This window comes from Jezberella sp. (assembly GCF_964834465.1).
Window position 1 is genome coordinate 109048 of the sequence record NZ_CBAZRM010000001.1, and the last position, 23064, is coordinate 132111.

A 23064-nucleotide genomic window follows, 5' to 3' on the forward strand; every position below is an offset into this window, starting at 1 on the left:
TTTTCTCCGCGACGCAATCAGATCACTGCAATGATCATATCGATCAACTTGATGCCAATAAAGGGCGCAATCAGACCGCCTAAGCCGTAAATCGTCATGTTTCTTCTTAACAGTGCGGCTGCCCCCATCGGCTTATAGGTCACCCCTTGTAAGGCCAGCGGGATCAGAAACATAATAATGAGTGCGTTAAAAATTACCGCAGACAGAATCGCTGAGGCTGGGCTCGTCAGGTGCATGATGTTCAGGGCTTCAAGTTGCGGATACGTGGCGACAAAAGCCGCTGGGATAATGGCAAAATATTTCGCCACGTCATTGGCAATGCTAAACGTCGTGAGTGATCCACGTGTCATCAGCATCTGTTTGCCTGTCTCGACTACTTCAATGAGCTTGGTCGGATTGGAGTCCAGATCCACCATATTGCCCGCCTCTTTCGCCGCCTGCGTGCCAGAGTTCATGGCGACCGCGACGTCAGCTTGTGCCAAAGCAGGCGCATCGTTCGTACCATCCCCAGTCATGGCTACCAAGCGACCTTCAGCTTGATGCTGGCGGATCAGTGCCAATTTATCTTCGGGGGTTGCTTCAGCCAGAAAATCATCGACCCCCGCTTCTGCTGCAATAGCCGCTGCGGTTAAACGGTTGTCACCGGTAATCATGATGGTGCGGATACCCATTTGACGCAACTCATTGAAGCGCTCTTTGATGCCACCCTTAACAATGTCTTTCAATTCAACAACGCCCAGCACGCGCTGACCGTGGGACACCACCAGGGGGGTGCTCCCTCGGCGAGAAACTTCATCCACCCCTTTAAGAACATCAGCAGGGAATTCGCTACCCAGCGCATCAATGTGTTTTTGAATCGCCGTAGCAGCCCCTTTGCGAACCTCGATGCCATTGAGGTCGACGCCACTCATGCGGGTCTGCGCGGTAAATGGCACAAACACGGCGCCAATCTCGGCAATATCGCGCTCGCGCAGCCCGAATTTTTGCTTGGCGAGAATGACAATACTTCTGCCTTCCGGGGTTTCATCAGCAAGAGACGCTAACTGAGCAACGTCAGCCAGTTCCGCCTCTGTCACACCAAAGGCAGGGATAAAACTGGACGCCTGCCGATTGCCTAAGGTAATTGTGCCCGTCTTATCCAACAACAAGACGTCAACGTCACCAGCCGCCTCGACGGCGCGACCCGATGTTGCAATCACATTGGCGGCCATCATTCTGCTCATCCCTGCGACGCCAATGGCGGACAATAGCCCAGCGATGGTGGTAGGAATCAGACAAACCAGCAACGCAATCAGCACTGTGATTTGAATCGGTGAGCCGCTGCCATTGACCGAGACACTGAACATCGAGAAGGGTAACAACGTCGCGACAACGACTAAAAATACGATCGTCAAGGCCACCAGCAAGATCGTCAATGCAATCTCGTTCGGGGTCTTTTGACGTTTCGCATTTTCAACCATTGAAATCATTCGATCAATGAAGGTCTCACCAGGATTCACCGTCACGCGGACAATAATCCAGTCTGACAAGACTCGAGTCCCTCCTGTCACTGATGAGAAGTCGCCCCCCGACTCGCGGATGACCGGCGCAGATTCACCCGTGATCGCTGACTCGTCAACTGAAGCAACACCCGCAATGACCTCCCCATCGGCAGCAATGACATCGTTTGCTTCAGCGATAAAGACATCGCCTTTACGCAGCTGAGTGGCGGATGTCAGTACCGCCTGAGGTTTGATATCCCAGTTTTCAGGTAAAGGGTTTGCCGATATTTTTTTGGCAAAGGTCTCTTTCTTTAACCCTCTCAGGGAGGCAGCCTGTGCCTTGCTTCGCCCCTCTGCCAACGCCTCAGCGAAATTAGCAAACAGCACCGTAAACCAGAGCCACAACACAACACCGAGAATGAAACCAGAGGAGGCTTCACCTTGGCCAGTCAGTGACTGTATCCAAAGCAAGGTGGTGAGAATGCTACCCACATAGACGACGAACATGACTGGATTTCGCCATTGCACCGCGGGATTCAGTTTTCTAAAACTATCGATGATTGCCGGCGTGACCAGCTCGGCATCAAACATGCCTAGTTTTCGTTTGGTCATGATTTTCTCCAATTGCGATTAGTGAGCCATGCCAAGCATCAGCTGCTCGACCATTGGGCCTAACGCTAGCGCTGGGACATAATTCAGCGCACCGACCAATATCACCGTCCCTGCGAGCAAGACGATGAACAGAACACCGTGTGTAGGCATGGTGCCCGCATTCACGGCGATTTTCTTCTTAGCAACAAACGCACCCGCCAGCGCCAGCACGGGGACAATCACGCCGAAACGCCCAAACCACATCGCGATTGCTAGCAAGGTGTTGTAGAAAGGTGTATTGGCGGATAGCCCAGCAAAGGCACTACCGTTATTGTTGGCTGCAGAGGTGAAGGCGTACAGAATTTCTGAAAAACCATGGGCACCAGGATTCGCGACCCCGGCAACACCCTCTGCACTCAACACCGCAATGGCCGTCCCGGCAAGGGCCAAAATAGGCGTGACCAGAATGGCGATAGCAACCATCTTCATTTCATAGGCTTCGATTTTTTTGCCGAGATACTCTGGCGTGCGACCAATCATCAATCCAGAAATAAACACCGCCAAAATTGCGAAAACCAGCATGCCATACAACCCTGTGCCGACCCCGCCAAACACGACCTCACCCAGCATCATGTTCCACAGGGGGATGAAGCCACCCATGGGGTTGAAAGAATCGTGCATGGCGTTCACTGCACCACAGGACGCGAGTGTGGTGATGCTCGCAAAGATGCTTGAGTCATCGATACCGAAGCGTGTCTCTTTGCCTTCCATGTTGCCTGCGCCGCCATCAACGCCCAAGGCAGTCAACAGTGGATTGCTTTGCTGCTCGAAATAGACAGCGGCGAAGGTGACGACCAGAAAAATCAGCAACATGGTCACCAAGACTACCCAGCCTTGACGCTTATCGCCGACCATACGACCGAAGCTAAAGCACAGTGCGGCAGGGAGCAAGAAAATCGAAAGGATCTGGATGAAATTCGATAAGGGTGTAGGATTTTCGAACGGATGGGCAGAGTTGGCGTTAAAGAAGCCACCGCCGTTGGTTCCCAGCATTTTGATCGCCTCTTGCGAGGCCACTGGCCCCATCGGCAAGGTCTGTTGATCTGTCGTTGCTGGCTCGGTGATGGGCGCACCCTTGTCGTCTTTCAAGGGCAGGCCATCGGCGCCGACTTTGGGATTATCGAAATGGGTGATTTCAACGGTTTTAACGTCTTTGTAAGCATCAAGATTCTGAATCGACCCTTGACTGACCAAGAAGAGTGAATACACAACGCACAGGGGGATCAGCACATAGAGCGTGATCCGCGTCAAATCTACCCATACGTTACCAATGGTCTTTATGCTATGGCGTGCAAAGCCGCGAATCAGGGCAAAAACGACCACGATGCCTGTGGCTGCCGACAAAAAATTCTGCGTGCTTAACCCGAGCATTTGCGTCAAATAACTCATGGTGCCCTCACCCGCATAAGCTTGCCAATTAGTATTGGTCGCAAAACTGATCGCCGTGTTGAAGGATGAATCCGGCGAGATATTTGGCAACCCTTGCGGATTGAGCGGTAATAAGCCTTGAAACAACTGAAGCCCATACACAAATAATGCGCCGATGGCATTGAACAGAATCAAGCCAACGGCATAACTCAGCCACGTCATTTCAGTGCTGGCCTCAACCCCGCAAATCTTGAAGATAATTTTTTCAATCCAGGAAAAGGGCTTAACGATCGCCGACTCACCCTTCATGACTTGGTCAAGGTAAATGCCCACCGGGTAGGCCAGCAGCAGCAAAACCCCGACATAAACCGCAATGGTCAAAATGGCATGGGTGCTCATGAGAAGTCCTCAGGATGAAATAAAGCAGCGATGAGATAAATGAGAAGACCGAGGGCGACCGCGCCGCTGATGATTTGGATGAGGGTCATTTCTTATCCTTCAAATGCGAGCAGCCACGCGCCATCCCCACCGTCAAGAGGAAGAAGGCGGCAATGCAACCGAGAAATATGAAATCCATAACAGCCTCGAAGTAACTAAGACGAGGCCATGTTATGAAAAAAGGTGTAAAAAACTTATAAAGATTTATAGCGCGAGCGTCGCGTCAAATTGCGCTCAAGAAACTTGCCCATGTAGTGCTGAGGCTCACCGGTCAGAAATGCCTTGCCGAACGCTGCAACGCTATTTTGAATAGAGGTTTCAAGCGGTTCGTCTTCCCACTCACGTAAAAGCCGCTTTTGCTGCGCCAATACCTGAGGACCAAGCTCAGCCAAACCGTTTGCCACGCGAGCCACTTCCTGATCGAGCGCCGTCGCTTCTACCACTCGATCAAGCAGGCCCCAAGCCAGCGCCTGCTCTGCCTCGATCACTTCGCCGGTCAGCAGCAACCACGCAGTACGAGCCTTGCCGATCAATCGGGGCATCAGAGCGGCATGAATCACTGAGGGGATGCCCACTAGCACCTCAGGCATCCCAAGCCGAGCCGCTGGTGACGCTATCCTTAGGTCGCAACACAAAGCGAACTCAAGGCCACCACCCAGCGCCCAACCGGGAATCCTGGCAATCACAGGCATGGGCAACTGCCGGACAGCTTCACAAAGCTGACGCAACTTATCAATGAACACGACGGCTGTTTGCTGGTCAAGCCGCGCCATCTCTTTGATGTCAGCCCCGCCCACAAAGGCTTTTTCACCTTCGCCTCGAATAATCAACACGCGAATCGATGTCGTTTCTGCAACCCTTTGTAAGGCTTCAAGCAAGGCGTCGATGACTGGTGTGCCAAGAATATTCATGCTGCCGGCGTTGCAGATGGTCAGTGTGGCGACTTGGTTTGTTGCGATCGTCAGCGTCGAATGTGGGTTATCCATAGATCTGTATCCTGGTTAGACAAGTGAATTGGTTTAGCCAAACGTTCTTGCTAGACCTGACCGTCTCACGAAATAGATCATTTTTTAATGCGTGATTGCAGCTCTTTCATACAATCTCTCATTGCACTCGTGTCTGGTTTGAACCCAATTTCTAGGCACTGCGCCTTAAAACTGGCGGGGGTTGAGTTGACTTCTGCGGTAGCAAGCTGTCCACGCTGACTTGGCATTGAACCATCTCTTGGCATAAACACCGCAACTGGCGATATGGTGTCAAACGTTGGGAAGGCGCTATTCAGAATATCTGCGTATTTTTTTGAGTAAGAAATCAAGTCGTCAACAAAAGCTGCCCGCATTTTATCGTCAGCTTGAAAACCATCGTGCCAAGGCGACTGGTTCAAAGATTCAGTTGAGTCGCGATAACCAAAGGCCACGGGGCTGGTCATCATCTCTATCACAAAGTAATGCGCCCATCGATCGTACTGACTGTATTTTGTTGTAAAGATTGTCGTTGGATAATTCAAAGCAGCCTTTAAGAGAAATGGCCGAACATCGGTCCATATACCCTGCGGATCACTCAGATATCCGAAGGAGTGATTGACCGTTAAACAACGCTGCTCAAACGTGCCAGAACCATAAGCATCTTTGAACAAGGTAGGTAGTTTATGGTCACATAATTGAGCCGTTCGGATTCCTCTCAACGTAAACGTCGTATTCAGCTCAATCAACAGATGATGACGTAAGTTTTGCCCATCCGCTTGAACCAAAACCACTGTCGCTCTTAGATCGGAGGGGGAGAGATCGTTGTGATGACCGGCTGGCTTTTCTTTGGCATACACCACCGTCCAACCACCTTCGGGTAGCGGCACAGACCTGATACCTTGGTCTGTACCGATTAGCACTGCCTTCTCGATTTTGCTGCCAACCTCTGGCATTGCGTGATCAGCCAAAACGTTACCTGACCAGAAACCCAACGCAGCATTCAAGAGTGCACATGCGATGTAGGTTCGTCGACAAAGCCGCATCATATGAATCTGGAAATAACCGTACCGAAGTACCTGAACATATGCTTTCACTGTCGATTGCACCATCGAAAATTGGTTACCTTTATTTTTTGTCCCGCGACTTTAGTTCTTTGACGCACTGATCCCACGCAGTACTACCTGATTTAAAACCAATAGAGGCACATTGACTCTCGTAATCGACCGTAGGTCGGTTGGTCGTTGCACTGGCAACACCATAGCCCTGATCGGGCAGCGATGTTGCGCGAGGCTTAAATGCAGGTACAAGGCTCACTGTACCGCTCCGTAGCGAGCCATCGGAAGTAAAAGTAAAAGTGGGCAATAACAACTGCCTTCCATTAACAAACCCATCATGCAACAATTGCCCATAAGACATTGAGAACGAGACCCAGTCGTTAACAAAACCAGTCCGCACCGCATCATGTATAAGAAAATCTTTATGCCAAGGTGCTTGTCCCCAGGCAGTCTGGTTATCAGGAAACCCAAACGCGACTGGATTCAGGTAAAGCTGTACGTCGAGCCACTGACCTGTATGATCAAACTCGGTGTATCGCGTCTGAAAGATTGTATTGGGAAAACTAACCTCAGCCTTGACTAGGCGCGACCGTACATCAGCCCACACTCCCTGAGGATTGGCTAGATAACCGACGAGAAAACTCGCTTTTAAACAACGTTGGTCATAAACAGCGGAGTCGAAACTGTCAAGTAAAAAGTGAGCTGCGTTGCGATCACAGAGCTGATCGCTGTACTGTTTTGTTTGGCTGGTGATATTCGTACGAATATACAGTTGGTTAACTAACGTAGAGCCCTCAACTTGTACAAGAATCAGTACTGCGAACCGGTCTGGCGGTGATAAATCGCGGTGAAATGTACCTTTGTTTTCATCCGCATAGAGAACCTTCCAGTTACCAGCGGGAAGTGGTATGACCTTGCTACCTTGATCAAAGTCAAGCTCGATCCGACCGGATATCTGCGAACCAACAACGGGTAGATCACCAACGGATGCAATAGCCACGCTCATGACACAACTCAGTCCAAGCAATACGGATTGCATAAAACGAAAAAATGCTTTTCTTTTCATTAAATTCTCACAAGGCTCAAGCGTCATGCCCTCTTGGGGGCGTTCGTCAGAGCAAGCCCCTTTCGTTTCCCGAAAAATTTAGCGACTTAACCGCAAGACACACTGACCAAACTGTTCAGTCTGCGGTTTAATAGCAAGCTCTTCGCACGTTTTCTTGGCAGTTTCGAATCGATTCAATTCTGCCGGTTGCTGGTTGTTACCAGCAACAGACTGACTCTTGCTGGATCCACTGTCCGACAAAGTAATTCTGACGGGGGTATCCCCCGAAGGGACGCTGCGCACGGGAATAGGGGGACTGGTATTTGACGTCACGCTAGGTGTGGGTGCACTGGGGGAGGGAACCACAGGGCTATCTTTAACTTTCGTCATCTTCACTTGGACTGTACGGTCATACTCAAAGCCAGCACCTGTAGTCATATCGACGGCCACACCGATTAGTCCCCCTACCAGAAGGTTCCCGTATAGAGCGCCCGACACACGAGGAGAAGACACTTGTGTTCCGGGCTGGTATCCCTCTTTGTTACAGTTGATTGTCAGACTAACGTTGGTTCGGTTGACCTTAGTCATCCCAGGGGTCTTTACCGACCACCTACCGCCGGAGTTTTCCAGCACACAGTCTGCGCCGTCAATCGGATCTGAATCATCAAGCGCAACCACGGTAATTGCTTGCATATTGCCGCCATTGACAACCGAAGCGCAACCGGCTAACTGCATTGCGGCAAGCATCGCCAACAGTATCGTTAAAAACTTCAAATATCTGCACACGATAGGCACCCAATGTCTCTCATTGATTTTAGGATGACATTTCCATTCGCAAGATAGTGTTCTTACTCAAACAGAAATACATTTGGCTAAAAGCATAGCGACAACGATCACGGGTGATTGTTAAACATTGTAACTTTGAGATCTACTGGTTCGATTCGCTCTGAACATCGCCAGTTACAGGTGCACAGATCAAGAATCAGGTCCTTCACAGTAGGAATGGCTCAATCGGACACAACCTTAGCGGGTGACGAAAGAAAGCGATGTTAACTTGCGTAAAAGCCTTGGATTTCCCTGGTGCTTGTCACTGTGGTGAACTTCGAGTGGGTATCGACAATAGACATCAGGTTGCACGACTATTGATCGGATTTTTGAGGATAGAAACGCCAAAGTGGTCGCTCACTGCAACTGACCAAAGTCAGCGTCGAGCCGTCTGAGTGCATCAGCGACTTTCTTTGATTTCTCATCAATCCACTTGGTTTGATCGGCGATTTGAGCCTTTGCGAGTTTCAGCATTCGCTCAATCTCGGCGGGTTGCGAGCCCCCAATCGTCATACGGTGATTAACAATCGCCACAGGATCAAGCGTGTTGCGAAATTCTTTCTCGCTCATGGGTAGTGTCTGAGGCACTTTCAGATCTTTGACCGTCCCCTGATAAATGCGCTGCGCCTCAACGTAGGGAAAATCAAGCGGTTTGATGTTTTCTTTTTTGGCGTACTCAACCATCTCGGACGCAAAGTGATGCCCCACTCTGAAAGGGATTTTGTATTGACGCATCAACACATCGGCGAGTTCTTGAGAGGCTGTCCAGTCACTGTTCAGTTCTTCCAGTGCACGCTCAGGGTTGATGACCAGCGCGTTAATGAGTTCATCCAACTCTTTCAACGCAGTGATTGAACTGCGTATCATGGCTCTATTCTGTTTTGGTTTTTTTGCGTCGCCCATACCCGCCTGCGTATTGTGGGCGAGGATCATCGGGCCCAATGCTAGCGTCATCGCCGTGGATGCATCCGCGCGAGTATTCATGAGTAGGCCGGGATTCCTTTTTTGCGGCATGGCGCTCGATACATAAGTATTGCGCCCCCCTTCGGCCAATAAAATCCAAGGCCGCGATTGCGCATATTGCGTCGTTATGTCTTCGACAAAACTGCCGATATGCAAGGCAGTGCCAATGAGAACACCACCAATCTCAACGGGTTCTTCAGTGGATGAAATCTGCGCTGCGTCATAAGCGTTATCCACTATCCCTGCGAACCCCAAATAATCAGCCATTCTTACCCGGTTTAAAGGCCAACTTGTGCCATTGAGCACCGTGGTACCCATTGATGAACGATCGACCCGCGCATAGGCTTCTCGGATTCGCTGGGCATCACGTTCAAAGCCTGCGGCATAACCCAACAAATAGTGAGCGTAACTATTAGGCTGGGCGGCTACGCCATTGGTGTAATTCGGTACGATCGTTTTCGTATTTTTTTCAGCCAACGCGATCAGAGAAGTTTGAGTCAGGTTAAGCTGTCTCGCCAAATCAAGCAAATCATCGCGTAGCATCATCGAACGAACGGTCGCATGCATATCTTGACTTGAGCGACCCGCATGCAACAGGGTAATTTCAGGACCGGCGGCCTGGATGAGCAACGGCTCAAACGTGATGACTGTCGATGGCCTCTGACTACCTGACTTATTGCCGTCATCAATCACCTTTTGTATCGCTGTCTTGAACTGCACGGTCAGGCTTTTATCCAATAGGCCTTCTTGCGTATTGATGATGAGGCTTGCCTTATTGATCTGGCCAAGCCAAAAGAACTCGTCACGTGGGGTGCTTTCTTTCCCGAACGCAGAGCAGACTAAGAACAAGCTGCTGGCAAACAGGCAAGTTGACACAGATGAGCGCATTTGAATCCTTGGTTAGCACATGAAAAAGATCGAATGTTGATGAGTTAAGCAACACATTATCTCAAGTTATCGATAATATCCGTCAAAAGCCATACAATGGCCTCAGGAATAATTTGCCAATGACGTAAAAAGTCTCACCCAAACAACATAGCGAACCTTTTCGTGTCCCTTATCTTGAAACTCGCCAATCAAACCTACGAGTTCAGCAGCTGGACGAGACGCCGTTTTGTGCAAAGCCTCGCGCTATTGCCGCTGTCAGGCGTGCATGAGATAGGGTCTGCAGCGCCTAGTGACACAGGTAAAAAGCGAAAAATTGGTTTTTTGATACCTGCTCAGGGCAATGATCAGGCATGGCAGCAACTCTTGCTTCATTTGAATAAGTTGGGCTGGTTTGATGGGCACAACATCGAGATATTGACCAAAAGAGCCCACGGCCAAAGCCAGAAAATCCCTGGGCTGTTTGCGGAGCTGGTCGGTGCAGGGGTAGAGGTGGTCGTGACCACAGGTGCCTCATCTGCAAGAGCAGCACTGACGGTCGAAACCGACGTACCCATTGTCGGGGCCGGATTGGTTGACCCTGTTGTCGGCGGGCTTGTGACGAGCCTCGCCCACCCAAACGTCAATTTGACTGGCGTATCGATACTATTTGATGACATCAGCCTCAAGCTATTAGAGCTTCTCGTGCGAATCGACCCTTCGGTAACCAGTATTGCCACGTTATGCAGCCCGATTAGCACAACGAGCCCTCGAGTACCGAATAAGCTCAAAGAGGTCGCTAGTTCGATGGGGATCGACAATCAAATTATCTATTGTTCTGAAGAGTCGCATATCCCAAGGGTATTTGATGAAATTGGTCAGCTTCAGCCACAAGCACTGCTAGTGGTTCAAGCGCCTTTCTTTATTGCAGCAAGCAAACAAATTGCTGCACTCGCCATTGAGCACAAGATAATCGCCCTCGGGCAAGCTGAAGTCTATGCAGAAGCAGGGTTTCTTGCCAGTTACGGGGTGAATTACCCAAGGATTTTTGGGCAAGCAGCAACTTACGTTGACCGCATTTTAAAAGGGACCTCGGTAAGCCTACTGCCGATAGAACAGGCGAGTGATTTGCAGATTGTGTTGAATATGAGTACCTTCAAATCACTCAATTATCAATTGAGTGGCGAGCTCTCAATGATGGCCGACAAAATCATCGATGGTTGACTCAAGCGATAGATATCCAAGAGGGCAAAATACTTGTCAAAGAGCGTTGCTCAACGTGAGATTGCCTTTAATATAGCGACTAACTTGCGACGACTGTCTTAGCGAGCTATCGAGCTGACACCTGTTTGGATGAATCAACCATGCTTAGGCGCTCTTTTTTTCAAAAGCTATCGATTGTCGCGACCTCCGTCTTGTCATTGCATGGCGGTTTCTCACACGCGATTAATTCAAGTCTCAAAAAAAAGCTCGGCTTTTTGGTGTCGGGAGAAGGGTATGACGATGCCTGGGCACAGCTCGTTTCCAGCCTGGCGCAGTTGGGTTGGATTCAAGGAAATAATCTAGAAATCATCACCAAAAGATCGCATGGTCAAAACCAAAAAGTATCGGGATTAGTGGCCGAACTGACAGAAGCCAAGGTGGATGTGATCGTGACAACCGGTGCATCTGCCGCTAGAGAAGCATTGAAAGTCGAAATGCACGTGCCCATTGTTGGTGCAGGGATGGTTGATCCCTTGGCCGCTGGGTTAGTGGCTAGCCTAGCTCACCCCGATACCAATTTGACTGGGATATCGATTCTGTTCGATGACATTAGCCTGAAGCTTTTAGAGCTGTTGGCGAACATCGACCCCACCGTTAAAAAAATAGCGACACTCAGTAATCCGTCGAGTACGTCTAGCGGCCGTGTCACTGATAGGTTGACTCGAGCGGCAGCATCAATTGGCATCGAGAATCAGGTCTATTTTTGCCAAGACAGCGCTGACGTCGTCGATGCTTTCAAGCAGATGGTTGCAAACGATCAAAAATGCTTGTTGGTGCTTCAATCCCCTTATTACGTGTCGATTGGCGCTGAAATCGCTCAGCTTGCCATACAGCATCGCGTGATTTGCCTTGGTCAGGCTGAGGTCTACGCAACTGCGGGTTTTATGGGTAGCTACGGGGTGAGCTACCCTAAGATATTTGCGCAGTCAGCCAAGTATGTCGACAAAATCCTAAAGGGATATCGAATCAATCAATTGCCCATCGAGCAAGCAGATGACATACAGATCGTCCTCAACAGCCGCACGTTTAAAACACTCAACTACGATGTGACCGGCAAGTTAGCACTCATGGCTGACAAAATTATTGACGGCTAGATGTAGGACGCAGCATGACTCTGAGCAGCACGATAGTTTTCGTAAAGCTGCGAGGTATTGAGAAGGTATTCAGGTAGGCACGCACCGCAGATTGAGCCAAATGCAGAGAGGACCGCGTACTTTGCCGTGCGGGCGGGTTCGGTCGGGAGCCTGTCTGATCCGGAAAGTATCCTAGGATCGCACCCGAGGTGCCCCCTCACGGGTTGGAAATTGTTCGAACGACTTGGAATCAGATCGAAATAGTTTTGGCGGAGGCGCAGGGATTCGAACCCTGGATGCAAGTTTTTGCTCACATACTCCCTTAGCAGGGGAGCCCCTTCAGCCGCTCGGGCACGCCTCCAAACCAAGCCAATAGTTTAGCACGGCTTGGCTATTTTTATGTCGCAAATGCTTGAGCGGCGCAACAACCATCAGGCCTTAACAGGTGCAGTCTCCAATCCAAATGCCTTGTGCAGGGCACGAACAGCGAGCTCCATGTACTTGTCGCTGATCACAACTGAGGTCTTGATTTCGCTGGTGGTGATCATCTGAATGTTGATCCCCTCTTCTGCAAGCGTTTTGAACATCAGACTCGCGACGCCCGCGTGTGAACGCATCCCGATACCAACGATGGATACCTTGGCAACCTTGTCATCGGACAATACCTCGCGGGGATTAACAGTCGGCGCAATGTTGTCTTTGATCACAGCGAGGGTACGTGCGAATTCATTGCGATGGACAGTGAACGAAAAGTCAGTGGTGCCATCGACCGACTGATTTTGCAAAATCATGTCGACATCGATGTTGGCCTCGGCCACCTGACCAAGAATAGAATAAGCAATACCAGGCTTGTCGGGTACGCCCAGCAAAGTGATTTTGGCTTCGTCGCGGCTAAAGGCGATGCCCGAGACAACGGCTGCTTCCATTTTTTCGTCTTCCTCAAAAGTAATCAGGGTGCCGGATTTCATTTCTTCGGCAAGCGGGATGTCAGTGTCTGTCAACGAGGACAGCACGCGGGTCGGCACGCGATATTTGCCTGCAAATTCTACCGATCGAATCTGTAGAACTTTTGACCCCATCGAGGCCATTTCAAGCATTTCTTCAAACGAGATCACGCTCAGACGCCGTGCATCCGGTTCGACCCGAGGGTCGGTGGTGTAAACACCATCCACGTCGGTGTAAATCAGACATTCATCGGCCTTCAATGCCGCCGCAATGGCCACAGCAGAAGTATCGGACCCCCCACGTCCCAAGGTGGTGATGTGTCCATCGTCATCCACCCCTTGAAACCCTGTCACCACGACGACCATGCCAGCATCGAGATCGGCTCGGATACGCTTGTCGTCAATGGAGGTGATTCGGGCTTTAGTAAACGCCGAATCCGTGCGGACGGGCACTTGCCAACCCGCATAACTACGTGCCTTTAGGCCCTGTGCTTGCAAGGCAATCGCCAGCAAACCACTCGATGCCTGCTCGCCCGTCGCGGCAATCATGTCAAGCTCGCGACCATCTGCGTCAGCGCAGAGATCTTTCGCTAAACCCAACAATCGGTTGGTCTCACCCGACATCGCAGAGGGGACCACCACAACTTGATGACCTGCGGCATGCCATTTGGCGACACGCTTGGCTACGTTTCGAATACGCTCGACAGAGCCCATTGAGGTACCGCCGTATTTATGAACAATCAGTGACATGATCTAAACATGAAAACAAGCCCGCACCGAGAGGCGGTAGCTTTGGTTAAGGCAAACATCTGGGTCAATACAAAAATGACAGAAAAGCCCTTGATTTTACCTCACGGGCGAGCTGTCAGCAGGGATAAGCGTTCACCGGCCTCAGGGCCGAGCGAGTGAGGACGTGAGAAGGGCAACCCGACCGCGCGCGCAAGTGACCGTTATCTTGCCGTGTTGCCACTGCAACCCGCGATCATGGCCCAGCGCATGAAGTTGCCTTAACTGACGGATCAATTCGGCCAGTCGGCGCTCGCTCGGCATCTGAATCCCTTGTTGTTGCAGCCAATATCGTGTGACCAATGTCTGCCGTGCGGGATTTAATTCACGCCAACATTTGAGGCTGAAACTGTGATCGGCTGCGTTCACCTCGAGTCGAGCGAGATCCTGTTGCGCAACGTCATTGAGAATTTGCGTTGCGTCGGCAGCTTGCCGAGCATGCCGACTCAACGCCTCTACCCAAGTCGGCCAGCGCTGCTGTAACGCGGGGATGACTTGTTGACGCAAAGCCCCCCTGGCATACCGTTTGTCGGTGTTACTGGGGTCTTGAACAGGCAGCCAACCAACTTCGTTCGTCAAGGCATGGACAAACCTTAACAAGACGGAACGATTGATTTCCAACCAGGGGCGCAGCAACCGCAAACCAAGCCTTACATGGTCAGACTTCATGGCGGCCAGACCCTGAACGCCCGACCCTCGCAACAACCTCAGCAGCACTGTCTCAGCCTGGTCTTGCTGGTGGTGCCCCAGCAGGATGGCGTCAACCCCATGCTCTTTGGACATCTCAGCAAAAGCGGCATAACGCGCATCGCGCGCTGCGCCTTCAATCCCAAGGCCTAGCTGCTGATCTACCTGAACATGCTGGATGACAGCAAACACGCCAAGTTGCTCGGCCACACTTTTCACTTGGCGAGCCCATTCATCGGCCTGCGCATACAAGCCGTGATGAATGTGAAACAGTTTGATGTCCAGACCACGCAGCCGAGCCACTCGGGTTGCAACCGCCGCCATGGCCATCGAGTCGCCTCCGCCACTGAAGGCTACCGCCACACAACCGTTGGCAGGCAAAACAGCCATGCTTTCGTCCACGCACGTTTCAAGCTCGAAAGCCTGAGCTTGGGTTAAGGCACGTTCGATAAAGTCAGGACTTGCGGACACACCGCCCCCGATGAGAAAACCTCAGAACTTATTTTTTGCCTTTTGCTGACTTGATCTGCTCGAAGCGACCAAAAGACAACAGCCGCTCAAGGCGATGATCAACCAGCTGCTGAGGCGTTAGCCCAGAAAGTTGTCTGAGCGCATCGCCCAGCGAGCGGCGAAGCAAGCGAGCCATCACGCGTGGATCACGGTGAGCGCCCCCCACCGGTTCATTGATCACACGATCAATCAGACCCAGTTCTTTTAATTGGGGCGCTGTAATGTTCAGCGCGGCAGCGGCAGCGGCCACCTTGTCCGGGCTACGCCAAAGAATCGAGGCGCATCCCTCGGGCGAAATCACCGAGTAAATCGAATACTGCAACATCATGACAGCGTTGCCGACTGCAATCGCTAAGGCGCCGCCTGAACCGCCCTCGCCAATGATGGTTGAAATGATGGGCACCTTCAGCTCAGCCATCGCGTACAAGTTATGCCCGATTGCTTCGGATTGCCCGCGCTCTTCGGCACCAACACCCGGATAAGCACCTGGCGTATCCACAAACGTAAAAACCGGTAAATTAAATTTTTCGGCCATTCTCATGAGCCTGAGTGCTTTGCGATACCCCTCAGGACGAGGCATCCCGAAGTTGCGAGCGGCACGCTCTTTCGTATCCCGACCTTTCTGATGACCGATGACCATGCAGGGAGTGCCCGTAAAACGAGCTAAACCGCCCACAATGGACTGATCATCTGCGAACATGCGATCGCCATGCAGCTCGTGAAAATCCGTAAAAATATCGCGGACGTAATCCAAGGTGTAGGGTCTCTGGGGATGTCGAGCGACCAGCGTGGTCTGCCAGGGAGTTAGCTTTTCGTAGATATCACGCGCCAACTGCTGGCTTTTTTGGCTGAGACGGCTGATTTCTTCTGAAATATCAACCGCTGAATCTGCTTGAACATAACGAAGCTGCTCGATCTTGCTCTCGAGCTCACCAATGGGTTGTTCAAACTCTAAAAAAGTCGTCGCCATAAAATAACTATTGCCTTTAGTATTCAACAGGAACCGGCTCTAGGCTGCGCCAAAGATACCAGGTTGCGACGGTGCGCCAGGGCTGCCAAGCTTGAGAAACTTCTCTTGCTTCGAAGCGCGAAACAGGCTCACCGCTGAAGTAGTGTAGCGAAATTGCGTTGAGCAATCCTACGTCATCGAGCGGCAGTACATCGGGCCGCTGTAAATTGAAGATGAGAAACATCTCTGCCGTCCAGCGACCGATCCCGCGAATGGCCGTTAATTCACCGATGACAGCCTCGTCATCCATCGAGGCCCATTTTTGAGGATGCACCAGCTTGTCAGAGAAATGCACTGACAAATCGAGGATGTACTCTGCTTTGCGTTGCGACAGGCCACAGGTGCGCAAATTCGCCAGACCTGCTTTCTGCACACTTGCCGGGCTCGGCCGTTTGCCGCATTGCAACTGAAACTTGGCCCAAACAGAATCTGCCGCTTTCACCGAAATCTGCTGACCGACGATTGACCGGGCCAGCGTGATGAATGGATTACCCCGATTGCGCAACCAGATATCTGGATATCGAGGAATGATTTTTCGCAAAATTCGATCGCGCTTCATCAGGTGCGCAATCGACTCGTCCCAATAATCGGGCTTCAAGTCAGCAGGGGTGGGGGGGGTGGCCATGGCGATTCAGTTTTTCGTCTTTTTTTTACGCGCGGCGCCACTGAGTGTTGCCACCGGGTTTATCCTCAAGCTCAACCCCAGCAGATTTAAGTGTCGCACGAATCTCATCCGCTTGGGCAAAATTTCTCGCTACCTTGGCCTCATGGCGCGCCTTGATCATCGCCTCAATGTCGCCCTCTGACAGCGTGACATCGCCTGCCCCCTCGGTCTGATCCACTCGCTGGCTGAACGCTTCCATGGCGCGACGGCTATAACGTGTCGGGCTTTGAAAATACACGACCGGGTCTCGCTGCAACAATCCGAGAACACCGGCTAGGGCCTTCATTTGTGAGCTGATCGCGGCGTCTTGGTCACGATTGGCCTGGCCCGCCAGTTCAAACAAAGCTGCAATTGCCCCAGCCGTATTGAAATCGTCGTTCATCGCCTCCCGGAAGGCCACTGCAACTGGTGTGGCCCAATCAATGGTCGCTGCCGAATCGGTGGGTGGCACGTTTTGTAAAGTTTGATACAACCGATCGAGCGCACTTTGAGCATCGATCAAATTATCAGGGGCGTAATTTTGCTGGCTGCGATAATGGTTGCGAACAATAAAAAAGCGCAGCATCTCTGCTTCACGCGGATTCACCAGATACTCAGCGGTATCGTCAGCTTGACCGGGCATCGCAACGGTCTGTCGAATGGTTTTAAAATTGCCCAAGGATTTGGACATCTTCTCGGCATCCACCATCATGGGGCCACAATGCATCCAGGTATTGGCCAGCACCCCACCGAAAGCCCCCTCGGTCTGTGCAATCTCATTTTCATGGTGCGGAAACTTCAAATCAGGGCCGCCCCCGTGAATATCAAGTGGCGTGCCGAGCAAGGCCTTACTCATCGCTGAGCATTCAATGTGCCAACCAGGTCGGCCCCAGCCGTAAGCCGAATCCCAGCGCGTGCCCTCTGGCTCGGTGGGTTTGGCGGCCTTCCAGAGTACAAAATCCATCGGGTCATGTTTGTTGGCTGACACGGCAACCCGTTCGCCAGCACGCAAATCATCTAGGGATTTACCCGATAATTTGCCGTACCCGTCAAAATCACGTACCGAAAAGTTAACGTCACCATCGTCGCTTCGGTAGGCCAGCCCGTTTTGTTCGAGTTGGTCAATCATCGACAGCATTTCACCCACATACTGAGTGGCTCGAGGCTCGTGATTGGGCGCTTGAACCCCCAAAGCGCGCTCATCCGCATGCATGGCGTCAATGTAAAAAGATGTAACTTGGCTGATCGGCTGATTGCTTTCAACGGCTTTTTTGATAATTTTGTCGTCAACATCGGTGATATTGCGGACATAGTTGACATCAAACCCTGCAAGGCGCAGCCAATGCTGGATGACGTCAAAACTCACCATCATCCGCGCATGCCCCAGATGGCAATAGTCGTAAACTGTCATGCCGCAGACATACAGGCCTGCCTTACCGGCCACCAGAGGGTCAAAAGGGCGTTTACTTCGCGACAGGGAGTCGTATATTTGCAGCATGTCTGTTCGTCTAAAAAACCGTTGCGTCAAAGCAGGGCTAAAATGCGGATCGGTGAGTATAGCAATTGAGGATGTGTCGAATTGAACCTGCCCCTTAGAACTGGTTTTTACGTGAGCCTGATCGTTGCGCTGAACTGCGGCTGGACAAGCGTCCAAGCGCAGAGCTCGTCAACAAGTGGCAATTATCAAAGCAACGACACCTACAGCCAGCAACAAGGCTATGGCGCATCGAGCGATCCTGCCTACGGAAACAACGCAGCAGCGTTGGGCGGTTTCATCCAAGACTCCAACCCAATTAATGCGCTCAACAGTGCGGGTGGCACAGACAGAGCCAAACCACCCTACGTCCCTCGCAAGCAGTTCTCCGATATCTACGGCGAGAAAGCCCCGGAAAAGGGCTGGAAGGGCCTGGCCGCTGCGCTCGACACGATCGCGCCATCGACGGATACTCGCATCCCCCCTACCCCGACGGATCTCACTCAGCGTTATCAATACCTGCTCGATAACCTACGGTATACAGAAGCGCTCAAAGAAATTGAAGAGCGGCTGGCGACTGAAAAATTGCGCAAGACGCCGGGGATGGATGTCCAGCTAATGTTTTTGCATGCGCGTGCTTTGGCGCTAGCTGGCCAACTGCCCGAGGCCGAAGAGGTTTATCAGAAGATGACGGTCCAGTTTCCAGAGTTACCAGAGCCCTGGAACAATCTTGCGACCCTGTACGTTAAACGCGGTCAACTCGACCAGGCGCGCCGCGCGCTCGAGATGTCGCTCATGATCAACCCCAGTTATGGGATGGCGCAAGCCAATCTTGGCGATATCAATCTGTTGTTGGCTCTGCGAGCATACGAAGTCGCCGCCGCCAATAAAGTAGAAGGTATTGGCGCAAAGATCCAGATTGCTGAGTTGATTGCCAACCCGAGACTATCAGGTGCTCGCGAGTTGCGCATGGCCAGAAAGATCTCACAAGAAAATATCAATATCCTGACGGCTGTTGATGGGTTTCTCAGAAAAAATTACGTTAGCCAGGGGTTTTAAGCCAAGATGACAATGCACTCGTTTCAGCCCTTTGCAGGGCGCCGTCTTTTATTGGTGAGTATGATTTCCGCATTGGCGTGCAGCATGAATGTAGCGAACGCAGCGGATAGCTTTCCCGTTTCAACACCGAACCAACCACAAGGTAAAAGTCCAATGAGCACCCATCCTCGCGTCCTGATTTCCACTAACTACGGCGACATGGTCATTACGGTCGACACAGACAAAGCCCCTAAATCAGCAGCGAATTTCTTGGCTTATGTGAAAGACGGTTTTTATGACGGTACGATTTTTCATCGCGTCATTGACGGTTTCATGATTCAGGGCGGCGGTTTCGATGCGAGCATGAAGCAAAAACCCACCAAACCACCGGTTGAAAACGAAGCTAACAACGGTTTGAAAAACAACAAATACACACTCGCCATGGCTCGCACCAGTGATCCACACTCAGCGACTGCCCAGTTTTTCATCAACGTCGCCAACAATGACTTCTTGAACTTCAGCGCGCCCACGACCCAAGGTTGGGGCTATGCAGTTTTTGGTGAAGTGACAGAAGGCCAAGACGTGGTTGATAAGATCAAAGCGGTCAAAACCGGTAATAAAGGCCCCCATCAAAACGTCCCAACCGCGGACGTCATCATCACGAGAGCCGCTCCCCTTGAATAAGATAGACATCAAAGGCACGGTCTGGCTAGCGTCAGACGTGCATCTTGGGGCAAACACCCCGGCGACGTCAGAGGCCTTCAGAGACTTTCTGAAACTGGCCGCGACTGACGCGCAGGCGCTGGTTTTGCCTGGCGATATTTTTGATGCCTGGATCGGTGATGACGTGGCGCAAATGGCGCCGCCTTGGCTCGCCCAAGATTTACTGGCCGTCAAACAGGTCGCTGGCAAAATCCCCGTATGGATAGGTCGTGGTAATCGCGATTTTTTGATGGGTGAAGCCTTGGCCGCTGGGTTGGGTGCCAAGCTATTGCCAGATCAAGTCATCATTGAAACGATGGCAGGGTCTATCTTGCTTAGCCACGGCGATGAGTACTGCACTGACGACACAGCCTATCAGCAGTTTCGCAGCATGGTCAGGAATCCGGTTTGGCAAGCGGGCTTTCTTGCCAAGAGTATCCCTGAGCGCCTGGCCATGGCGGCGCAGGCACGCGGTGAAAGTATGGCTGCCAATCAGCAGAAATCCAGCGAAATCATGGATGTGAATGAGTTGGCCGTCATCGAGGCATTGAGAGCTAGTCAGGTGAATTTGATGATCCACGGGCATACGCATCGTCCGGGTCGCTATCTCGTGACCGTTGACGGCAATCGGTGCGAACGGTGGGTGTTGCCTGACTGGGATTGCGATCACGCGACCGACGGCCACCCCCCACGAGGCGGTTGGTTGATCATCGATGAGGATGGCTTGGCACTCTACGATCTGGCGATGAATGATGAAGACCGCGAAGGCGCTTGATCGATAGCATCCCCTGAGGTCAGGCGATCGACCTCAGGCGTTCTCTCAGGTTGTCAGGCTCTCAGGTAGAGCAATAGCCCCACGACAATCCCCAACACGATTCTGTACCACGCAAAGACTCGGTACGTGTGACGAGAGACAAAGGCAAGAACAGCCTTGACAATAATCAGTGCACTGAAAAAGGCACTGACAAACCCCACCACAATGGCAAACAAATCGTGCTGAGATAGCTCGCCAGCGTGTTTGTAACTGTCATAGACCGCGGCCGCCAGCATGGTTGGCATGGCTAAAAAGAAAGAGAATTCGGTGGCGGTTTTACGTTGAATACCCATCAACATGCCTCCGATAATGGTTGCACCAGCCCGCGAGGTGCCTGGGATCATCGCCAAACATTGCGCAAAACCAATCACCAGCGCTTGCTTCCACGAAACCTCTTCGAGGGTATTCGCAACCACGGGCATGCCCGGCGCTTGACCTGGACCCCGTTTGCGCTCAACCCAGAGCATGATCAAGCCGCCGACAACCAGCGTCACCACCACCACCGCTGGGTTAAAGAACAAGGCTTTGATGCGTTTGATAAAAATAAAGCCAATGATTGCGGATGGCAAAAATGCAATGATCAGGTTGCGGGTGAAGGCCATTTCAGTCGGCTCTTGGCGCAGCGTGCCGCCGATCAACTGAAATAGCCGATGCCGAAAAATCCACATCACCGCGAGAATCGAACCCAACTGGATCACCACTTCGAAGACTTTGCCTTCGGATGACGCGAAGTCGATCAAATCACCAACGATGATTAAATGACCCGTGCTCGACACTGGTAAAAACTCAGTCAGGCCTTCGACAATACCGAGCAAGAAGGCTTTGATTAATTGGATGGTTGATTCTGTCACGCATTTTCTCCAGCTGCATTCATCATGTCTTCAGGTATTTTTTCGATCAGCACTTGGGCGATGCGCCGGCCATCAATCTGTTTGACTGAGAACCGAAACGATGTGTGAGACTGACCTTTGAATTCGCAGGCATCCCCGGGTGAGGGCAACTGACCAAAGCGCGACAACAGGTAGCCTGCGAGTGTCGTGTAATCTTCGTCATCGTCGACCAGACCTTCAGTCTCAAGCACTTGTTCGAGATGGTGCAAATCGGCCGCACCATCTACCCGCCAGCGCCCCTCGCCGTCGTTCACAATATCCGGCAATTCATCCTCATCCGGAAATTCGCCGGCAATCGCCTCAAAGACGTCAATCGGGGTCACCAGGCCTTGTATGGTGCCAAATTCATCCGACACCAATACCAGTTGGCCTCGCGATCGTTTCAACGTGTCCATGAGCTTGATGATGCCTATCGTGTCATGCACAACGATTGGTTCGCGCAGACGGTCAAGCTGGATAATCCCACCTGTGATGACGTCAGCAATCATGTCCTTGGCTCGACCGATACCAACGACTTCATCCAGCGTGCCGCGGCAAACAGGAAAAAAACTATGTGGGGTTCGAGCAATCTGCTCACGTAAACTTGCTGGGTCTTCATCCAGATTGATCCACGACACTTCGGTGCGTGGTGTCATGACCGAGTGCACGCTTCGCTCAGCGAGCGTCAAGACACCGCTGACCATGTTGCGCTCTTCGACCCCAAACGTCAGCCCAGGGATTTCTGCCGGATCGGCAGGCGCGGTCTCTACGACCTCATCGGGCGGGCGTTTACCCAACAGTGACAGTACGGTTTCTGCCGTGCGCTCTCGCATTGGGCGACGCGCCTGCACCCTTAGCCCGTTGCGTCTCGCGATCTGGTTGAGAGACTCAACAATGACTGAAAAACCGATCGCTGCATACAGATAGTCTTTTGGCACCTTGACGCCAAAACTTTCGGCCATCAAGGCAAAACCAATCATCAATAGAAAACCCAGGCACAAAACAACGACCGTGGGATGGCCATTGATGAAACGAGTCAGCGGTCTCGCAGCCAGAATCATGACAACCGTCGCGGCCACCATGGCAATCACCATAATCAACAGGTGCTCGACCATCCCGACGGCAGTGATCACCGAGTCGATTGAAAACACCGCATCCAGCACCACAATCTGTGTCACGATGACCCAGAAAGTTGCATAGACGCGCGGTCGGCCAGCACCCTGCTGCGTGCCTTCAAGCCGCTCATGCAGCTCCATGGTGCCTTTGAACAGCAGAAATAGGCCGCCTACCATCAGGATAAGGTCACGACCAGAAAAGCTGGAAGACCCAAAAGACAGCAAAGGGTCTTGCAACTGGACCAGCCACGAGATACCCAGCAACATCAGCAGTCGCAGGATCAGCGCTGCCGACAACCCGACAAAGGTCGCCCGCTCGCGCTGAGAGGGCGGCAGTTTATCGGCCAGAATGGCGATAAAAATCAGATTGTCGATACCGAGAACAATCTCGAGAACGATTAGGGTAAAGAGGCCGACCCACTGAGTGGGGTCAAGCAGCCACTCCATTGAGGGCTCCGTTGATGACTAAGACCGTAAATGTA

The 23064-nt window shown here is 51.8% G+C and carries 20 protein-coding genes and 1 tRNA gene; 5 read left to right on the plus strand and 16 right to left on the minus strand.

The window, feature by feature from the left end; all coding sequences use genetic code 11:
* Positions 1 to 17: 17 nt before the first annotated feature.
* From kdpB to AC1W8Y_RS00525, 8 genes are all read right to left on the minus strand, one after another.
* A complete protein-coding gene (kdpB, locus tag AC1W8Y_RS00490) occupies positions 18 to 2093 on the minus strand; it encodes a potassium-transporting ATPase subunit KdpB (protein ID WP_482012495.1) in 2076 nt (691 codons plus the stop codon).
* A gap of 18 nt (positions 2094 to 2111) precedes the next feature.
* Positions 2112 to 3899: a potassium-transporting ATPase subunit KdpA gene (gene kdpA, locus AC1W8Y_RS00495; RefSeq protein WP_482012496.1), complete on the minus strand. Its 1788-nt coding sequence runs from the start codon at positions 3897 to 3899 to the stop codon at positions 2112 to 2114.
* Positions 3896 to 3988 (minus strand): K(+)-transporting ATPase subunit F, encoded by a 93-nt coding sequence (gene kdpF, locus AC1W8Y_RS00500; RefSeq protein WP_482012497.1) that lies wholly within the window; start codon positions 3986 to 3988, stop codon positions 3896 to 3898. The genes kdpA and kdpF overlap by 4 nt, the downstream gene beginning before the upstream one ends.
* 144 nt (positions 3989 to 4132) lie before the next feature.
* Positions 4133 to 4924 (minus strand): enoyl-CoA hydratase, encoded by a 792-nt coding sequence (locus AC1W8Y_RS00505; protein WP_482012498.1) that lies wholly within the window; start codon positions 4922 to 4924, stop codon positions 4133 to 4135.
* Between the two features lie 77 nt (positions 4925 to 5001).
* Complete coding sequence (locus tag AC1W8Y_RS00510; RefSeq protein ID WP_482012499.1) at positions 5002 to 6012, minus strand: hypothetical protein; 1011 nt, start codon at positions 6010 to 6012, stop codon at positions 5002 to 5004.
* A gap of 16 nt (positions 6013 to 6028) precedes the next feature.
* On the minus strand, positions 6029 to 7024 hold the full coding sequence (locus tag AC1W8Y_RS00515; protein WP_482012500.1) for a hypothetical protein: 996 nt from the start codon (positions 7022 to 7024) through the stop codon (positions 6029 to 6031).
* A 78-nt stretch (positions 7025 to 7102) separates the two neighbouring features.
* Positions 7103 to 7750, minus strand: coding sequence for a hypothetical protein (locus tag AC1W8Y_RS00520; RefSeq protein ID WP_482012501.1), 648 nt, complete (start codon positions 7748 to 7750; stop codon positions 7103 to 7105).
* A gap of 435 nt (positions 7751 to 8185) precedes the next feature.
* Positions 8186 to 9679 (minus strand): lyase family protein, encoded by a 1494-nt coding sequence (locus AC1W8Y_RS00525; protein ID WP_482012502.1) that lies wholly within the window; start codon positions 9677 to 9679, stop codon positions 8186 to 8188.
* A gap of 162 nt (positions 9680 to 9841) precedes the next feature.
* Between AC1W8Y_RS00525 and AC1W8Y_RS00530 the strand changes: the two genes are divergently transcribed.
* Positions 9842 to 10879, plus strand: a complete 1038-nt coding sequence (locus AC1W8Y_RS00530; RefSeq protein ID WP_482012503.1) for an ABC transporter substrate-binding protein — start codon at positions 9842 to 9844, stop codon at positions 10877 to 10879.
* A 140-nt stretch (positions 10880 to 11019) separates the two neighbouring features.
* Positions 11020 to 12012 (plus strand): ABC transporter substrate-binding protein, encoded by a 993-nt coding sequence (locus AC1W8Y_RS00535; RefSeq protein ID WP_482012504.1) that lies wholly within the window; start codon positions 11020 to 11022, stop codon positions 12010 to 12012.
* Between the two features lie 246 nt (positions 12013 to 12258).
* On the opposite strand, the gene AC1W8Y_RS00540 is transcribed toward AC1W8Y_RS00535, so the two are convergent.
* The 6 genes from AC1W8Y_RS00540 to cysS all read right to left on the minus strand — a co-directional run bounded on the left by AC1W8Y_RS00540 (position 12259) and on the right by cysS (position 18068).
* Positions 12259 to 12352, minus strand: a tRNA-Ser gene (locus AC1W8Y_RS00540).
* A gap of 70 nt (positions 12353 to 12422) precedes the next feature.
* On the minus strand, positions 12423 to 13685 hold the full coding sequence (locus tag AC1W8Y_RS00545; protein WP_482012505.1) for an aspartate kinase: 1263 nt from the start codon (positions 13683 to 13685) through the stop codon (positions 12423 to 12425).
* Between the two features lie 141 nt (positions 13686 to 13826).
* Complete coding sequence (gene tilS / locus AC1W8Y_RS00550) at positions 13827 to 14879, minus strand: tRNA lysidine(34) synthetase TilS (RefSeq protein ID WP_482012506.1); 1053 nt, start codon at positions 14877 to 14879, stop codon at positions 13827 to 13829.
* Positions 14880 to 14907: 28 nt separating this feature from the next.
* On the minus strand, positions 14908 to 15888 hold the full coding sequence (locus AC1W8Y_RS00555; protein WP_482012507.1) for an acetyl-CoA carboxylase carboxyltransferase subunit alpha: 981 nt from the start codon (positions 15886 to 15888) through the stop codon (positions 14908 to 14910).
* A 16-nt stretch (positions 15889 to 15904) separates the two neighbouring features.
* On the minus strand, positions 15905 to 16552 hold the full coding sequence (locus AC1W8Y_RS00560) for a DNA-3-methyladenine glycosylase family protein (RefSeq protein ID WP_482012508.1): 648 nt from the start codon (positions 16550 to 16552) through the stop codon (positions 15905 to 15907).
* A 25-nt stretch (positions 16553 to 16577) separates the two neighbouring features.
* Positions 16578 to 18068: a cysteine--tRNA ligase gene (cysS, locus tag AC1W8Y_RS00565; protein WP_482012509.1), complete on the minus strand. Its 1491-nt coding sequence runs from the start codon at positions 18066 to 18068 to the stop codon at positions 16578 to 16580.
* A gap of 81 nt (positions 18069 to 18149) precedes the next feature.
* On the opposite strand from cysS, the gene AC1W8Y_RS00570 reads away from it, so the two are divergent.
* The 3 genes from AC1W8Y_RS00570 to AC1W8Y_RS00580 all read left to right on the plus strand — a co-directional run bounded on the left by AC1W8Y_RS00570 (position 18150) and on the right by AC1W8Y_RS00580 (position 20559).
* Positions 18150 to 19103 carry a tetratricopeptide repeat protein gene (locus tag AC1W8Y_RS00570; RefSeq protein ID WP_482012510.1) on the plus strand — a complete coding sequence of 318 codons (954 nt, stop codon included), beginning with the start codon at positions 18150 to 18152 and terminating at the stop codon, positions 19101 to 19103.
* Between the two features lie 153 nt (positions 19104 to 19256).
* Positions 19257 to 19766, plus strand: coding sequence for a peptidylprolyl isomerase (locus AC1W8Y_RS00575; RefSeq protein ID WP_482012646.1), 510 nt, complete (start codon positions 19257 to 19259; stop codon positions 19764 to 19766).
* The gene (locus AC1W8Y_RS00580; protein ID WP_482012511.1) at positions 19759 to 20559 is read left to right on the plus strand and encodes a UDP-2,3-diacylglucosamine diphosphatase; all 801 of its coding nucleotides are present in this window, start codon (positions 19759 to 19761) and stop codon (positions 20557 to 20559) included. Before AC1W8Y_RS00575 ends, AC1W8Y_RS00580 begins: the two co-directional genes overlap by 8 nt.
* Before the next feature lie 53 nt (positions 20560 to 20612).
* Here the strand turns inward: AC1W8Y_RS00580 and AC1W8Y_RS00585 are convergent, their stop codons facing one another.
* The gene (locus tag AC1W8Y_RS00585; protein ID WP_482012512.1) at positions 20613 to 21449 is read right to left on the minus strand and encodes an undecaprenyl-diphosphate phosphatase; all 837 of its coding nucleotides are present in this window, start codon (positions 21447 to 21449) and stop codon (positions 20613 to 20615) included.
* A complete protein-coding gene (locus AC1W8Y_RS00590) occupies positions 21446 to 23029 on the minus strand; it encodes a TerC family protein (RefSeq protein WP_482012513.1) in 1584 nt (527 codons plus the stop codon). The genes AC1W8Y_RS00585 and AC1W8Y_RS00590 overlap by 4 nt, the downstream gene beginning before the upstream one ends.
* Positions 23030 to 23064: the final 35 nt, after the last annotated feature.